Origin of the sequence: Sphingopyxis sp., assembly GCF_965279725.1 — a bacterium.
In the GTDB taxonomy this organism is placed as follows: Bacteria; Pseudomonadota; Alphaproteobacteria; order Sphingomonadales; family Sphingomonadaceae; genus Sphingopyxis.
This window is the reverse complement of sequence record NZ_CBDIIL010000002.1, coordinates 611286-626383: the sequence shown is the minus strand read 5'-3', so window position 1 is coordinate 626383 and position 15098 is coordinate 611286. Positions and strand designations below refer to the sequence as shown.

The window sequence follows — 15098 nt, the reverse complement described above, 5'->3', positions numbered from 1 at the left end:
ATGACGAAGACCAAAGTCGCGATCATCGGGTCGGGCAATATCGGGACCGACCTGATGATCAAGGTGATGCGCCTGTCCGATACGCTGGACATGGCGGCGTTCGTCGGCATTGATCCCGAGTCCGATGGGCTGAAACGCGCCGAACGGATGGGCATTCCGGTCACCGCCGACGGTCTCTTCGGGCTGATCGCGATGCCGGGCTTTGCCGACATCGCCATCGTCTTCGATGCGACCTCGGCAAGGGCGCATAAGCGCCACAGTGAGGTGCTGATCGCGCACGGCAAGCGCGTGATCGACCTGACCCCGGCGGCGATCGGTCCCTATACGATCCCGCCGGTCAACGGCGATGCGCACCTCGACGCGCCGAACGTCAATATGGTGACCTGCGGCGGGCAGGCGACGATCCCGATCGTCGCGGCGGTGAACCGCGTCGCCAAGGTGCATTATGGCGAGATCGTCGCATCAATTGCGTCGAAAAGCGCGGGTCCCGGCACCCGCGCCAATATCGACGAGTTTACCGAGACGACGAGCGAGGCGATCGTGAAGGTTGGCGGGGCGACGCGCGGCAAGGCGATCATCGTGCTCAACCCTGCCGAGCCGCCGCTGATCATGCGCGATACCGTCTATTGCCTGTGCGACGACGGCGACCGCGAGGAAATTCGGGCGAGCATCGAGACGATGGTGGCGGAGGTCCAGACCTATGTCCCCGGCTACCGGCTCAAGCAGGCGGTGCAGTTCGAGAGCATCGGAAGCAACGCGCCGCTGCGCATCCCCGAGATGGGCGGCAGCTTTACGGGCCTGAAGGTCAGCGTCTTTTTGGAGGTCGAGGGCGCGGCGCATTATCTACCCGCTTATGCCGGCAATCTCGACATCATGACGTCGGCGGCGCTGACGACCGCCGAGAAGATCGCGGCGCGCATGCACGCAGGAGTGGCCGCATGAGCCTCGATCCAACGACGACCAAGCTCTACATCCAGGACGTCACCCTGCGCGACGGCATGCACGCGATCCGCCACCAATATGGTCTCGATCATGTACAGGCGATCGCCCGCGCACTCGACAAAGCGAAGGTCGATGCGATCGAGGTGGCGCATGGCGACGGGCTGCAAGGGTCGAGCTTCAACTATGGCTTTGGCGCCAACACCGACTGGGACTGGATCGGCGCGGTCGCCGAGGTGCTCGAACACAGCATCCTCACGACCTTGCTCCTCCCCGGCATCGGCACCGTCCACGACCTGAAGCGCGCCTACGACCTCGGGGTGCGCTCGGTCCGTATCGCGACGCATTGTACCGAGGCCGATGTGTCGAAGCAGCATATCGAGGCCGCCCGCAATCTGGGCATGGACGTGTCGGGGTTCCTGATGATGAGCCATATGTCGGCGCCTGATGCGCTCGCGCAGCAGGCCAAGCTCATGGAAAGCTATGGCGCCCACTGCGTTTATGTCACCGACAGCGGCGGCGCGATGACGATGGACGCCGTCGCTGCGCGCTTCGCTGCCTATGACAAGGTGCTCAAACCCGAGACGCAGCGCGGTATCCACGCGCACCACAACCTCAGCCTCGGCGTCGCCAATAGCATCGTCGCGGTGCAGAATGGTGCGATCCGTGTCGATGCCAGCCTTGCCGGCATGGGCGCCGGCGCGGGCAATGCGCCGCTCGAAGTGTTCATCGCCGCCGCCGACGTCCATGGCTGGAACCATGGCTGCGACCTGTTCGCGCTGATGGATGCCGCCGAGGATCTCGTCCGCCCGCTGCAGGACCGCCCGGTGCGCGTCGACCGCGAGACGCTGACGCTCGGCTATGCCGGGGTTTATTCCAGCTTCTTGCGCCATGCCGAAAAAGCTGCCGCCGACCACGGGCTCGACACTCGCGCCATCCTCGTCGAACTGGGCAAACGCAAAATGGTCGGCGGACAGGAAGACATGATCACCGATGTCGCGCTTGATATGGTCGCCGCGAAAGCCAGCGCATGACGCCCACCGACGATCAGCAACGGCTGGTGCAACAGGCTGCCCGAGCGCTCGGCGATGCGGGCCTGGTCCACGCCTATGGCCATTGCAGCGTGCGTCTGGACGATCGATACTTTCTGGTCTGCGCCGCGATGCCGATGGGGCTGATTGCCGACGAACCGGGTACCGTCGTTGCGATCGATGGTCCGTTACCCGACGGCGTGCTGGGCGAAGTGCGCATCCACCAGTGCCTTTATCGCCGCCGGTCCGACATCAACGCCATCTGCCGGATCATGTCGCCCGCCGTCATGGCGTTGTCGACGCAGGGCATCGTCCCCAGGCCGCGCCACGGCATTGGGGCGTATTTCAGCCCGCCGCCGCCGCTGTGGGACGATCCGCGCCTGCTCCGCGACGATGCCGCCGCCGACCGGCTGGCCGCGATGATGGGCGATGAACCCGCGATCATCATGCGCGGCAATGGCGCGGTGGTCGCGGCTGACGCAATGGAAAAAGCGGTGACCCTTGCCTGGTTTCTAGAGGACAGCGCCCGGGTCGAACGCGATGTTCGCATGATGAACTTCTCGCCCGGCCAAGGGCTGCTCGACGCCGAAGAAATTACGGCGCGACAAGTGTTTGCCGGCGGCGTGGTCGAGCGTATGTGGGCTTGGCTTAGCAGGTCTGACCCACGCTAAGACTGGCGTGAAGGGATTTCTGTGACGCCGTCGGTTTTGCAGACCGCGCTTTACGCGAATGTTCAGCCGTGGCTTGGTTAGGATCGGCAGCAAGGAACCAGGCATTTCTGTGAACCATTCGGTGATATACTCAATTCTTCGCAAATTGCCGCCTAAGTCATTTCGGAAACCAGTTTCAGCACCCTGTCGGCCCAATCGGGGCGGCAGATCAAGAGGTCGGGCATATACACATCGGGCTGGTTATAGATCAGCGGCCTGCCATCGACCCGGCTGACGTGCAGGCCGTGGGCGGCGGCGACCGCGGCGGGTGCGCAGCTGTCCCATTCATATTGCCCACCGGTGTGCAGATAGATTTCGGCCTCGCCGCGGACGATCGCCATCGCCTTGGCTCCGGCGCTGCCCATCGGCAGCAGCTCGGCCCCGATCTTTTCCGCTACGGCGACCGCTTCCCTGGCAGGGCGGGTACGGCTGACGACCATCCGCGGGGGGGTGGCCGCCGCGGGAAGGGGTCGGGGTTGGTCCGTCCGCAAAACAAGGTCGAGATCGGGCAGGGCGACCGCACCGATGATCGGCTTGCCGTCGATGGCGAGGGCGATGTGGACCGCCCAATCGGCACGTGCTTCGCCATATTCGCGGGTGCCGTCGACGGGGTCGATAATCCAGACGCGCGATTTGGACAGCCGTTCGGGATTGTCCTTTTCCTCTTCGGACAACAGCCCGTCGTCCGGGCGTTGCGCGCGGATGGCGTGGCACAGAAACTGGTTTGCGGTCTGGTCGCCGGCCTTGCCCAACGCCTTGTCCGCCAACAGCCCCGAGGCGCGGACGTCGAGGAGCAGTTTTCCGGCCACTTGCGCCAGATGCGCGGCGAGTTCGGTGTCGTTCATTTCGCGCATCACTTGAGCGGCATGATCTGACGGACGATATGTTCGGCGGCCTCGGCCGGCGTCATTTCGACCGTGTTGACGCGGATTTCCGGATTTTGTGGCGCCTCATAAGGACTGTCGATCCCGGTGAAGTTTTTGAGCGCCCCCGATCGGGCTTTTTTATACAAGCCCTTCACGTCACGAGACTCGGCAACTTCCAGCGGCGTGTCGACGAAAATCTCGATAAACTCGCCCTCCGGCAGCATTTTTCGCACCATGTCGCGTTCGGCGCGGAATGGCGAGATGAAGGCCGTCAGCACGATCAGGCCCGCGTCGGCCATGAGTTTTGCCACCTCGCCAACGCGGCGGATATTTTCGATGCGGTCGGCTTCGGTGAAGCCGAGATCCTTGTTCAACCCGTGGCGGACATTATCGCCGTCGAGCAGGAAGGTATGGCGGTTCATCATGTTCAGCGACTTTTCGACCTCGTTGGCGATGGTCGATTTGCCGGATCCCGACAGCCCGGTAAACCATAGCACGCGGGGGCGTTGATTTTTCAGGCTCGCGTGTTCGTCGCGATCGATGTCGGTCGCCTGCCAGTGGACATTCTGCGCCCGGCGGAGCGAGAAGTGCAGCATACCGGCACCGACGGTGCGGTTCGTGATCTTGTCGATCAGGATGAATCCACCCAGTGTCCGGCTTTCGGCATAGGGTTCAAAGACAATGGGCTTGTCGGTCGCAAGTTCTGCTACGCCGATCGCATTGAGTTCGAGTGTTTTCGCAGCGAGATGCTCCATCGTGTTGACGTTGATGGTATATTTGGGCTGCTGCACGATCGCGGACACCATCTGCGTGCCCAGTTTCAACCAATAGGACCGGCCGACGTGAAGCGCATCGTCGTCCATCCAGACGATCGTCGCTTCAAACTGGTCCGACACTTCGGGTGGGTTGTCGGCCGCCGCAATGACGTTGCCGCGCGAGCAATCGACTTCATCGGCAAAACAGATTGTCACCGACTGCCCGGCCACCGCTTCGTCGATGTCGCCATCCAGCGTCACGACTTTGGTCACCGTCGATGTCTTGCCCGAAGGCAGCACCCGGACAGCGTCGCCGGGTTTGATCGTTCCGGTCGCGATTAGGCCCGAAAAACCCCGGAAATCGAGATTGGGACGGTTGACCCATTGCACCGGCAGGCGGAACGGCTTGGCCTGATCGGACATATTGTCGATTGCGACCGTCTCCAGATGCTCGATCAGCGGCTTTGCCCCAGCGGCCTCGCCATACCAAGGCGTGTTGGCGCTCAGCGTGGTGATATTGTCGCCCTTGAAGCCCGAAATCGGCATCGCGACAAAATTCTTGATCCCGATTTCGGCGGCAAAAGCGCTGTAATCGGCGACGATCTTGTCGAACACCTCTTGGCTGTAATCGACCAGATCCATCTTGTTGACGGCCAGAACGATATTCTTGATGCCGATCAGATTGCACAAATAGCTGTGCCGCCGCGTCTGCACGAGCACGCCTTTGCGCGCGTCGACCATCATGATTGCCAGGTCGGCGGTCGACGCGCCGGTGAACATATTGCGCGTATATTGTTCATGCCCCGGGCAGTCGGCGACGATGAATTTGCGCTTTTCGGTCGCGAAAAAGCGGTAGGCGACGTCGATCGTGATGCCTTGCTCGCGTTCGGCGGCGAGGCCGTCGACGAGCAGCGCAAAGTCGATGTCCTGGCCCTGCGTGCCGACGCGCTTGCTGTCGGCCTGCAAGGCTTCGAGTTGATCCTCGAAGATCATCTTGGAATCATAGAGCAGTCGCCCGATCAGGGTCGATTTGCCGTCATCGACCGAACCGCAAGTGATGAAGCGCAGCAGGCTTTTGTGCTGGTGGGTGTCCAGATAGGCGTCGATGTCCTCGGCAATGAGGGCGTCGGTCCGATAGATGGTGTCGGCGGCACCTTCGATGTCATTTGGCATCAGAAATAGCCCTCCTGCTTCTTTTTCTCCATGCTCGCGTCACCGCCGTCCTTGTCAATGATGCGGCCTTGCCGTTCCGATGTGGTCGTCAGCAGCATTTCCTGGATGACTTGCGGCAGCGTCGTCGCCTCGCTCTCGACAGCGCCGGTCAACGGATAGCAACCGAGGGTGCGGAACCGGATCGAGCGCATGACCGGCTCTTCGCCGTCCCTGAGCGGAAAGCGGTCGTCATCGACCATCAGCAGCATCCCGTCGCGTATCACCGTCGGCCGCATCGCGCTCAAATAGAGCGGGACGATCGGGATGTCGTTTAGGTGGATATATTGCCAGATGTCGAGTTCGGTCCAATTCGAGATCGGAAAGACGCGGATGCTTTCGTTCTTCGCTTTTCGGGCGTTATAGAGGTTCCACAATTCGGGCCGCTGGTTTTTGGGATCCCAGCCGTGTGTGGCGGTGCGGAAGGAAAAAATCCGCTCCTTTGCCCGCGATTTTTCCTCGTCGCGCCGTGCTCCGCCAAAGGCGACGTCGAACCCATATTTGTCCAGCGCCTGTTTCAGGCCTTCGGTCTTCCACATGTCGGTGTGCAGCGGCCCGTGGTCGAACGGGTTGATGCCGCGGTCCATCGCCTCCTGATTGTGATGGACGAGCAATTCCATGCCAGATTCCTGCGCCATACGGTCGCGCAGCCGGTACATTTCCTGGAATTTCCAGGTGGTATCGACATGGAGCAGCGGAAAGGGCGGGGGCGAGGGATAGAAGGCCTTGCGCGCGAGATGCAACATCACCGCGCTGTCCTTGCCGACGCTATACAGCATCACCGGTTTTTCGGCGTCGGCAATCACCTCGCGCATGATGTGAATGCTCTCGGCTTCAAGCCGTTCCAGATGGGTCAATGTGCGCGACATCGGCGTGCAAGCTCCTTTACCTGTTGGCGACTCAACTGCCGCAGTCATGCCGTACTTGAACCTCCCATTTGGGAGGGTATATGGGGATGCATGCGCGTTGACGACGATGGCCTCTTGCAAGCGCTCCATAGCGGGATGTTCGAAACGCCCCTGTGGGGTGATTTTTTGAACCGGCTGCTCGCGAAAACGGGTGCCCGGTTCACGACATTGATCTTCCGCCCGGTCGATGAGGAAGCCGTGGTCGAACTCCACGCCGGAAAGCCGCCGATGGACGACGTGCGCAAGCTTTTCGTCGAAAGCAACCTGCGCGATCCCTTTCCCTATCATTTGATGCGCCCCGACCGCGCCTATTCGCTGGAGGAATTGCTCGATCCATCCGACCCCCGGCAACAAGCCTTTTATGAAAAGGCGATGCTGCCGCTGGGGCTGACCAATATGCGATCGATCCGGGTTACCGAACCCGGCGGTATCGATCTGTGGCTCGGTTGCTCGGGAGACCGGAGTATCGGATCGGCGGCGGGCGCGTTGCTCACCGCGCTGGCCCCGCATTTGCGGATCGCGCTGCGCAGCTATGCCACGCTGGAACGCGAACGCTTTCGTTCGGCAGTGACCGGACAGGCATTCGACCGTCTGAAGATGGGGTGGTTGTCGCTGGACGCGGAGTGCCGGATCATCGATGTGACCGACAATGTCGCACAATTGTTCCAATGGGGCATGCTGTTACGGCGGGGGCGATATGACCGACTTGTACCCGCGTCGCCCGCGATCGATCGCCAACTGACCGCGCTGCTCAAGAATTTTGCCGTCAACCGCGATGCGCGCCCGCAGGCGTTCAACCTCAGCAAGGATCCGTGGGTCGAAATGCTGGTCACGCCGGTGCAAAACCCGGCCTTCGCCGGCAGCAAAACGCCGGTAGCGATTGTCTATATCAGCGGCGATCGGCGGTCGCAGGCTGACCGATGCGATCAGCTGGTCGACCTGTTCGGATTGTTGCCGAGCGAGGCACGGCTGGCGTGGATGCTGGCCCAGGCGACCAGCATCACCGAGGCCGCAGAGGCGCTGGGCCTGACCGTCGAGACCGCCCGCAATTATTCCAAGAAAATCTATGCCAAAACCGGGGCGCGGGGCCATGCCGAATTGGTGCGGATCATCCTGACGAGCGTATTGGCGATCAGTTAACGACGTCGTTCCGCATACCAGCGTCCCCAATTCGTCACCCCAGGCTTGGCAGGTCCAGCCCTTTTTCGCGCGCGCAGTCGATCGCGATGTCGTAACCCGCGTCGGCGTGGCGCATGACGCCGGTGCCGGGGTCGTTCCACAGCACGCGCTCGATCCGCTTCGCCGCTTCGGGGGTGCCGTCGGCGACGATCACCATGCCGCTGTGCTGCGAATAGCCCATGCCGACCCCGCCGCCGTGGTGGAGCGACACCCAGGTCGCGCCGCTGGCGGTGTTGAGCAGAGCGTTGAGCAAAGGCCAGTCCGACACCGCATCCGACCCGTCGCGCATCGCTTCGGTCTCGCGGTTGGGGGAGGCGACCGAGCCTGAATCGAGGTGGTCGCGCCCGATGACGATGGGGGCTTTCAATTCGCCCGATGCGACCATTTCGTTGAACGCGAGGCCCAGCCGGTGGCGGTCGCCGAGCCCGACCCAGCAGATACGTGCGGGCAGCCCCTGAAACTGGATCTTCTCGCGCGCCATATCGAGCCAGTTGTGCAGATGTTTGTTGTCGGGCAGCAACTCCTTCACCTTGGCATCAGTTTTATAAATATCCTCGGGATCGCCGGACAGCGCCACCCAGCGGAAGGGGCCGACGCCGCGGCAGAACAGCGGGCGGACATAGGCGGGAACGAAGCCGGGGAAATCAAAGGCGTTCTCGACGCCTTCGTCCTTCGCCACCTGTCGGATATTGTTGCCATAATCGGTCGTGGCGACGCCCGCCGTCTGCATGTCGAGCATCGCCTGAACATGCACCGCCATTGACGCCTTCGCGGCCTTCGCGACCGCCGCGGGATCGCTCTCGCGCTTCGTAAACCACTCGTCGAGGGTCCAGCCCGCGGGGAGGTAGCCGTTGACGGGATCGTGCGCAGAGGTCTGATCAGTGAGCAGGTCGGGATGGATGCCGCGGCGGACCATCTCGGGCAATATCTCGGCGGCATTGCCGAGCAGGCCGACCGACACCGGCTTGCCCTCGGCGTGGCTCGCTTCGATCATCGCCAGCGCCTCGTCGATGCTTGATGCCTGCTTGTCGAGATAGCCGGTGCGCAGGCGCATTTCGATGCGGCTCGGCTGGCATTCGATCGCGAGGCACGAAGCCCCCGCCATCACCGCCGCGAGCGGCTGCGCGCCGCCCATCCCGCCAAGACCGGCGGTGAGCAGCCAGCGGCCTGCCAGACTGCCGCCATAATGCTGACGGCCCATCTCGACAAAGGTTTCGTAGGTGCCCTGCACGATGCCCTGGCTGCCGATATAGATCCAGCTGCCCGCGGTCATCTGACCGTACATCATCAGCCCTTTGCGATCGAGCTCGGAGAAATGCTCCCAGTTCGCCCATTGCGGCACCAGGTTCGAGTTGGCGAGCAACACGCGCGGGGCATCGGTGTGAGTACGAAAGACACCGACGGGCTTGCCCGACTGAATGAGCAAGGTTTCGTCGTCGTTGAGGCGCTTCAGCGTCTCGACGATCTTGTCATAGCTTTCCCAATCGCGCGCGGCGCGGCCGATGCCGCCATAGACGACCAGTTCGTGAGGTGCCTCGGCGACATCGGGGTGAAGGTTATTCATCAGCATCCGCATCGGCGCTTCGGTCAGCCAGCTTTTGGCGCTGATCTCGCTGCCCGTCGCAGGGCGAATCACGCGGCTGTTGTCGAGGCGGGTGGTCATTGTCTTCCTTTCGCAAAGTCGAGGGCGGCGGCGATGCTCTGGCGCAAAGTCGTCAGGATCGCGGGATCTGGGTCGATGGGGGTCGGCCAATTGGCCTCGGTAAACGTCGCGGGTTCGGTCATGTACCCACGCTGCGCGAGTTCCATCTGAATGGCGTGGACATCGTCGTCGGGGCGGCCATAGTGGCGGGTGGTCCAGCCGCCCTTGAAACGGCCATTGACGACGTGGCTTTTTCCGCTCGCCGCGCAAATATTCGCGATAATCGTTTCGAGTTCGGGCGCCGCGGTCGTGCCGCCATTGGTACCGATGTTGAACAGCGGCAGTTCGCCGTGGAACAGGCGCGGCACATGGCTGCGGATCGAATGGGCGTCATACAGGACAATCTTGCCATGCGCATCTTTCAGGCGGTCGAGTTCGGCCGTGAGCGTATCGTGATATGGTCGATGATAGGAATGAAGCCGCTGCATGATCTCGGCTTCATCGGGTTCGCCAAAACGATAGAGCAGTTCGCCGTCGAAGGTCGTCGTCGGACATAATTCGGTCGTCGCCTGCCCGGGATAGAGCGACGCACCCGACGGATCGCGGTTCATGTCGATGACGCTACGCGAAATGTCGGTCGCCACCAGTGTTGCGCCCATGTCGGCGGCGAAGGCGTAGAGCTCGGCAATCCACCAGTCGGTGTCGATCCGAGCATGCCAAGGCGAGACGAACTGGTCGTCGAGCCCGGCAAGGTTGGTGCCGCCGTGCGGAAAGGCGATGACCAGCGGCGCGTCGCCGCGCTGGACACGCAGCCACTCCATTAGCTCAGGCCCGGCAGGACTGCCGGAACCGCCGCGACCAGGCTGCCCGAACGGATCAACGCGGTCGCGGCCTCCAAGTCAGGATGGAAATGCCGGTCGTCTTCGAGCGTCGGCACCTCGGCGCGCAAATGCTTGTGCGCCGCTTCCAGCGCCTCGCTCGATGTCAGCGGCGCGTGGAAGTCGATGCCCTGACACGCGGCGAGCAGTTCGATCCCGATCACCGCGCTGACATTGTCGGCCATGTCGAGTAGGCGGCGCGCGCCATGCGCGGCCATCGACACATGATCCTCCTGATTGGCCGAGGTCGGGATCGAATCGACGCTGGCGGGATAGGCGCGCTGCTTGTTCTCGCTGACCAGCGCGGCGGCGGTGACTTGCGGGATCATAAAGCCCGAGTTGAGGCCGGGGCGCGGGGTCAGGAAGGCGGGCAGACCAGACAGCGCTGGATCGACCAGCATCGCAATGCGCCGCTCCGAAATCGATCCGATCTCGCACAGCGCCATCGCGATCATGTCGGCGGCAAAGGCGACGGGCTCGGCGTGGAAGTTGCCCCCCGACAGCGCCTCATCCGTGTCGGCAAAGATCAGCGGGTTGTCCGACACCCCGTTCGCCTCGACGCCCAGAGTGGTCGCGGCCTGACGCAGCAGGTCAAGGATGGCGCCCATCACCTGCGGCTGGCAGCGGAGGCAATAGGGGTCCTGCACCCGCGGATCGTCAATGGCATGCGAGGCGCGGATTGCCGATCCTGTCATCAGGTCGCGCAACGCGCCGCCGACCGCACGTTGTCCGGCATGGCCGCGCAGCGCATGGATGCGCGGGTCGAACGGCGCGTCGGAGCCTTTCGCGGCCTCAGTCGACAGCGCGCCGGTGATCAGCGCCGACTGGAACACCGTCTCGGCGCGGAACAGGCCGGCGAGCGCATTGGCGGTCGAAAATTGCGTGCCATTAAGCAGCGCGAGGCCTTCTTTTGGCCCGAGTTCGAGTGGGGCGAGTCCCGCCTGCGCGAGCGCCTCGGAGGCGGACAAGGTCTGGCCGCCAACTTCGATCACGCCGACCCCAATCATCGCTGCGGCCATGTGCGCGAGAGGCGCCAGGTCTCCGCTCGCGCCGACCGATCCCTGCGATGGAATGATTGGGGTCAAGCCTTTCGCCGACATCGCTTCGAGCATTGCGACCGTTTCGCGCCGCACCCCCGACGCGCCAACGCCGAAGCTCGCAAGCTTGAGCGCCATCATCAGGCGGACGACGGGGACGGGGGAGGGCGCGCCGGTGCCTGCGGCGTGGCTGAGTACGATGTTGCGCTGGAGCTTCGCCAGATCGTCGCTCGCTATCCGCACGCTCGCCAGCTTTCCAAAGCCGGTGTTGATGCCATAGACCGGATCGCCCTTGGCGACGATGCGCGCCACCGCCGCGGCGCTCGCTTCGATCGCGTCCCATGCGTCTGTGTTCAGTGCGGCGCTCGCGCCGTCGTAAATCGCACGCCAGTCAGCGAGCGCCATGGCGCCGGGGTTGATGATCATTGTCCGTCCTTGATGCGTTGGTGCAGCGGGTTGAAGCCGATGCGGTAAACCAGCTCGGCGGGGTCGATGACGTCCCAGATCGCGAGGTCGCACGCCTTGCCGACATCCAGCGTGCCGATCTCGTCGCCCAGCCCCAGCGCGGCGGCGGCATTGACCGTCACGCCGCGCAAGGCCTCGACCACCGTCAGCCCGAACAAGGTCGCGCCCATGTTGAGCATCAGGAGCAGCGACGTCGTCGGCGAGGTGCCGGGGTTGTTGTCGGTCGCCAGCGCGATCTTTACCCCGTGGCGACGCATCGCGGCGATCGGCGGCAATTTGGTTTCGCGCATGAAATAATAGGCACCGGGCAGCAGCACCGCGACCGTCCCGGCGGCCGCCATCGCGCAGACATCGTCCTCGGTGGCATATTCCAGATGGTCGGCCGACAGCGCCCCATGCCTCGCCGCAAGCGCGCTGCCGTGGAGCGCCGACAATTGTTCGGCGTGGAGCTTGACCGCGAGGCCGTGCGTTTGTGCCGCCTCGATCACCCGCGAGCATTGCGCAGGCGAAAAGCCGATGCCTTCGCAAAAGGCATCGACCGCGGTCGCGAGCGGCGCCGCGGCGGGGATCATCTCGCCCACGACTAGGTCGATATAGGCGTCGCTGTCGTGACGATATTCGGGTGGCAGCGCGTGCGCGCCCAGAAACGTCAGCTCGACGCGGACGGAGCGCCGTTCGCTCAGCGTCCGCGCGGCGCGCAGCATTTTCAGCTCGTCTTCGGTCGACAGACCATAGCCCGACTTGATCTCGATCGTCGTAACGCCCTCTGCGATCAGGGCGTCGAGACGGGGCAGGGCGCTGTCGACCAATTCGGTTTCGCTTGCCGCGCGGGTCGCGCGCATTGTCGATACGATACCGCCGCCCGCGCGCGCAATGTCCTCATAACTGGCGCCTTCGAGCCGCATCGCCCACTCGTTGGCGCGGTTGCCGCCGTGCACCAGATGGGTGTGGCAATCGATCAGCCCCGGCGTGATCAATCGCCCGCCGCAATCGGTTATTGCCGCCGCCGCCGCCGGCGCGCCGTTTGCGGGACCGGCATAGACAATCCGGCCGTCGCGCGCGGTGACGACGCCGCCGTCGATCAGCCCCAGACCAGCGTCGGTCATCGTCGCGAGTCGGGCATTGATCCAGCTATGCTCCATCTGGACAACATCTCTCGATTGCGTCATTATGTCTAGACATAATATGAGGGCTTGAGATGGCGACTTACTGGTTCGGGCGCGCGTGGATCGACGAGAGCTGGCAGCGCGATGTGCGGCTGACGGTCGAAAACGGGCGAATTTCTGCGCTTGAAACGGGTGTCGGCGCGGCGCCCGACGACGAACGCCACGCCGCCGCGCTGCCCGGCCTCTGCAACGTCCACAGTCACGGTTTCCAGCGCGGCATGGCCGGGCTTTCGGAGCGGCGTAGCCGGCCCGAGGACAATTTCTGGAGCTGGCGCGAGATCATGTACCGCTTCCTCGACCGGCTGACCCCCGACGATGTCGCGGCGATCACCGCGCAGGCTTATGCCGAAATGCTCGAAGGGGGTTTCACCCGCGTCGGCGAGTTTCACTATCTCCACCATGACCCCGCGGGCGCGGCCTATGCCGATCCGGCCGAAATGGCGGGCGCGATCGTTCAGGCCAGCGCCGCGACGGGGATCGGGCTGACGCTGCTGCCGGTCTTTTATGCCCATGGCAATTTCGGCGGCGCCCAACCGAGCGCCGGGCAGCGGCGTTTCCTGTCGGACATCGACGGGTTCGCGCAGCTGCTCGACGGCGCGCGGGCCAAGCTGGTCGGCGATGCCAACATCGGCATCGCACCGCACTCGCTGCGGGCGGTGGCGCCCAAGCAGCTGGCGGCGCTCCTTGCGATGTCGCCCACCGGCCCGGTCCATATCCACGCCGCCGAACAGGAAAAGGAAGTCGCCGACTGTGTGGCATGGAGCGGCGCGCGGCCGGTCGAATGGCTGCTCGACAATGCCGCGGTCGATGCGCGCTGGTGTCTGATCCACTCGACGCATCTCAGCGCGGTCGAAGTGCCGCGGCTCGCCGCCAGCGGCGCGATCGCCGGGCTCTGCCCGATCACCGAGGCGAACCTCGGCGACGGCATTTTTCCCGCGGTCGATTTTCTCGCGGCCGACGGCAGGTTCGGCATCGGCACCGACAGCAACATCCTGATCGACGTGGCGGGCGAATTGCGCGCGCTCGAATATTCGCAGCGTTTGGCGCACCGCGCCCGCGCCTTGCTGGCGGGCGAGACTTCGCCCTTCGTCGGCGCCCACCTCTATGCTCAGGCGCTGGCCGGCGGCGCGCAGGCGCTGGGTGTCGAGGCGGGCCTTGCGGTCGGCCAGCCCGCCGACATCGTCTCACTCGACCTTGATCATCCCAGTTTTGCGGGAACCGACGACGCGACGCTGCTCGACCGCTGGATTTTTGCAGGCGGGGCAGGGACGATCGACTGCGTCTGGCGCGCCGGGGTCAAGCGGGTCGAAGGCGGGCGCCACGTCGATCGCGCCGCAATCGCCGCCGCCTATCGCCAGAGTGTCGAGCGGATTGTCGCTTGATGCGCAGCGCGGCTAATCCGGCGCGCCGTATCCGCGAGGATATCGAGGGTCGCATCCATTCGGGCGAATGGAAACCGGGGACGCGCATCCCGATCGAACAGGATCTCGCGCTACATTATGGCTGCGCCCGCGCCACTGTCAGCAAGGCGCTGGGCGAACTGGTCGCGGCCGGACTGGTCGAACGGCGGCGCAAGGCGGGCTCGTTCGTCGCGCACCCGCCGGTACATTCGGCGGTGATGACCGTCCCCGATCTTGCCGAATTGATCGCGGCGCGCGGCGAAGCCTATCGCTGGGAAGCGCGCACGATCGTCCGCCGCCAAAATACCAATGATGCCGACACGCTCCAGATCGATGGAATCCATTTTGCTGCCGACGAACCCTTCGCGCTCGAGCGCCGCACAATCGAACTCGCCGAAGTCCCCGCAGCGGCCGACGCCGATTTCAACGTCGAGGCACCGGGAACCTGGCTGCTCGCGCATATCCCGTGGACCTCGGCGCGGCATGTCGTGCGCGCCGTCGGCGCCACCCGCACCGAAGCGACGGCGCTGGCGACCAGCAGCGGCGCCGCCTGCCTCCAGCTCGAACGCGACACCTGGCGCGGCGACCGGCCGGTCACCCACGTCCGCCAGCTTTTTCGGGGCGACCGCTTCGATCTGGTGGCGGAATTTCAGGCCGGCACCGGCAAGCGCGACGGCAATTGAAAATTGCACTCAACGCCGCTTGTCTTCACCACGCCACGCTGTTAGAGGCGCGCCTCGTTGCCGCTTTAGCTCAGTTGGTAGAGCACATCATTCGTAATGATGGGGTCACAGGTTCGAGTCCTGTAAGCGGCACCATCCCTTCCACAAGGCAAATGCGAGACATACGGCCGGAAGGCCTTCCACGTGGGAAACCAAATGGGTCCAGCTTGGGACGCTTTGGGCAGGGAAAT

General features: G+C 63.8%; 13 protein-coding genes and 1 tRNA gene. 7 read left to right on the top strand and 7 right to left on the bottom strand.

The window, feature by feature from the left end:
- From ACQY6T_RS07525 to ACQY6T_RS07515, 3 genes are read left to right on the top strand one after another with little or no spacing between them, the layout of a single operon-like run.
- Positions 1 to 942, top strand: coding sequence for an acetaldehyde dehydrogenase (acetylating) (locus ACQY6T_RS07525; protein WP_428629973.1), 942 nt, complete (start codon positions 1 to 3; stop codon positions 940 to 942).
- Positions 939 to 1973: a 4-hydroxy-2-oxovalerate aldolase gene (gene dmpG, locus ACQY6T_RS07520; protein ID WP_428629972.1), complete on the top strand. Its 1035-nt coding sequence runs from the start codon at positions 939 to 941 to the stop codon at positions 1971 to 1973. Before ACQY6T_RS07525 ends, dmpG begins: the two co-directional genes overlap by 4 nt.
- Entirely contained in the window at positions 1970 to 2641 is a 672-nt protein-coding gene (locus ACQY6T_RS07515) for a class II aldolase/adducin family protein (protein ID WP_428629971.1), read from the top strand. Before dmpG ends, ACQY6T_RS07515 begins: the two co-directional genes overlap by 4 nt.
- Before the next feature lie 152 nt (positions 2642 to 2793).
- Here the strand turns inward: ACQY6T_RS07515 and ACQY6T_RS07510 are convergent, their stop codons facing one another.
- The 3 genes from ACQY6T_RS07510 to cysD are packed head-to-tail and all read right to left on the bottom strand — an operon-like array spanning position 2794 to position 6427.
- Entirely contained in the window at positions 2794 to 3525 is a 732-nt protein-coding gene (locus tag ACQY6T_RS07510) for a 3'(2'),5'-bisphosphate nucleotidase CysQ (RefSeq protein WP_428629969.1), read from the bottom strand.
- 8 nt (positions 3526 to 3533) lie between these two features.
- Positions 3534 to 5474, bottom strand: coding sequence for a sulfate adenylyltransferase subunit CysN (gene cysN / locus ACQY6T_RS07505; RefSeq protein WP_428629967.1), 1941 nt, complete (start codon positions 5472 to 5474; stop codon positions 3534 to 3536).
- Positions 5474 to 6427: a sulfate adenylyltransferase subunit CysD gene (gene cysD, locus ACQY6T_RS07500; RefSeq protein ID WP_428629966.1), complete on the bottom strand. Its 954-nt coding sequence runs from the start codon at positions 6425 to 6427 to the stop codon at positions 5474 to 5476. Before cysD ends, cysN begins: the two co-directional genes overlap by 1 nt.
- Positions 6428 to 6469: 42 nt before the next feature.
- Between cysD and ACQY6T_RS07495 the strand changes: the two genes are divergently transcribed.
- Complete coding sequence (locus tag ACQY6T_RS07495) at positions 6470 to 7558, top strand: helix-turn-helix transcriptional regulator (RefSeq protein WP_428629965.1); 1089 nt, start codon at positions 6470 to 6472, stop codon at positions 7556 to 7558.
- A gap of 34 nt (positions 7559 to 7592) precedes the next feature.
- Here ACQY6T_RS07495 and hutU read toward each other — a convergent pair whose 3' ends face one another.
- Genes hutU through hutI form a run of 4 tightly spaced genes read right to left on the bottom strand, consistent with a single transcriptional unit; the run spans position 7593 to position 12788 of the window.
- Complete coding sequence (hutU, locus tag ACQY6T_RS07490) at positions 7593 to 9260, bottom strand: urocanate hydratase (protein WP_428629963.1); 1668 nt, start codon at positions 9258 to 9260, stop codon at positions 7593 to 7595.
- Entirely contained in the window at positions 9257 to 10060 is an 804-nt protein-coding gene (gene hutG / locus ACQY6T_RS07485) for an N-formylglutamate deformylase (protein WP_428629962.1), read from the bottom strand. Before hutG ends, hutU begins: the two co-directional genes overlap by 4 nt.
- Positions 10060 to 11580 carry a histidine ammonia-lyase gene (gene hutH, locus ACQY6T_RS07480; RefSeq protein WP_428629961.1) on the bottom strand — a complete coding sequence of 507 codons (1521 nt, stop codon included), beginning with the start codon at positions 11578 to 11580 and terminating at the stop codon, positions 10060 to 10062. The genes hutG and hutH overlap by 1 nt, the downstream gene beginning before the upstream one ends.
- Complete coding sequence (hutI, locus tag ACQY6T_RS07475) at positions 11577 to 12788, bottom strand: imidazolonepropionase (RefSeq protein ID WP_428629960.1); 1212 nt, start codon at positions 12786 to 12788, stop codon at positions 11577 to 11579. The genes hutH and hutI overlap by 4 nt, the downstream gene beginning before the upstream one ends.
- A gap of 29 nt (positions 12789 to 12817) precedes the next feature.
- Here hutI and ACQY6T_RS07470 point away from each other — a divergent pair, with 29 nt between their 5' ends.
- The 3 genes from ACQY6T_RS07470 (at position 12818) to ACQY6T_RS07460 (ending at position 15003) form a co-directional block, all read left to right on the top strand.
- On the top strand, positions 12818 to 14167 hold the full coding sequence (locus ACQY6T_RS07470; RefSeq protein ID WP_428629958.1) for a formimidoylglutamate deiminase: 1350 nt from the start codon (positions 12818 to 12820) through the stop codon (positions 14165 to 14167).
- Positions 14167 to 14868, top strand: coding sequence for a UTRA domain-containing protein (locus ACQY6T_RS07465; protein ID WP_428629957.1), 702 nt, complete (start codon positions 14167 to 14169; stop codon positions 14866 to 14868). The genes ACQY6T_RS07470 and ACQY6T_RS07465 overlap by 1 nt, the downstream gene beginning before the upstream one ends.
- Positions 14869 to 14927: 59 nt before the next feature.
- A tRNA-Thr gene (locus ACQY6T_RS07460) sits at positions 14928 to 15003 on the top strand.
- Positions 15004 to 15098 lie beyond the last annotated feature (95 nt).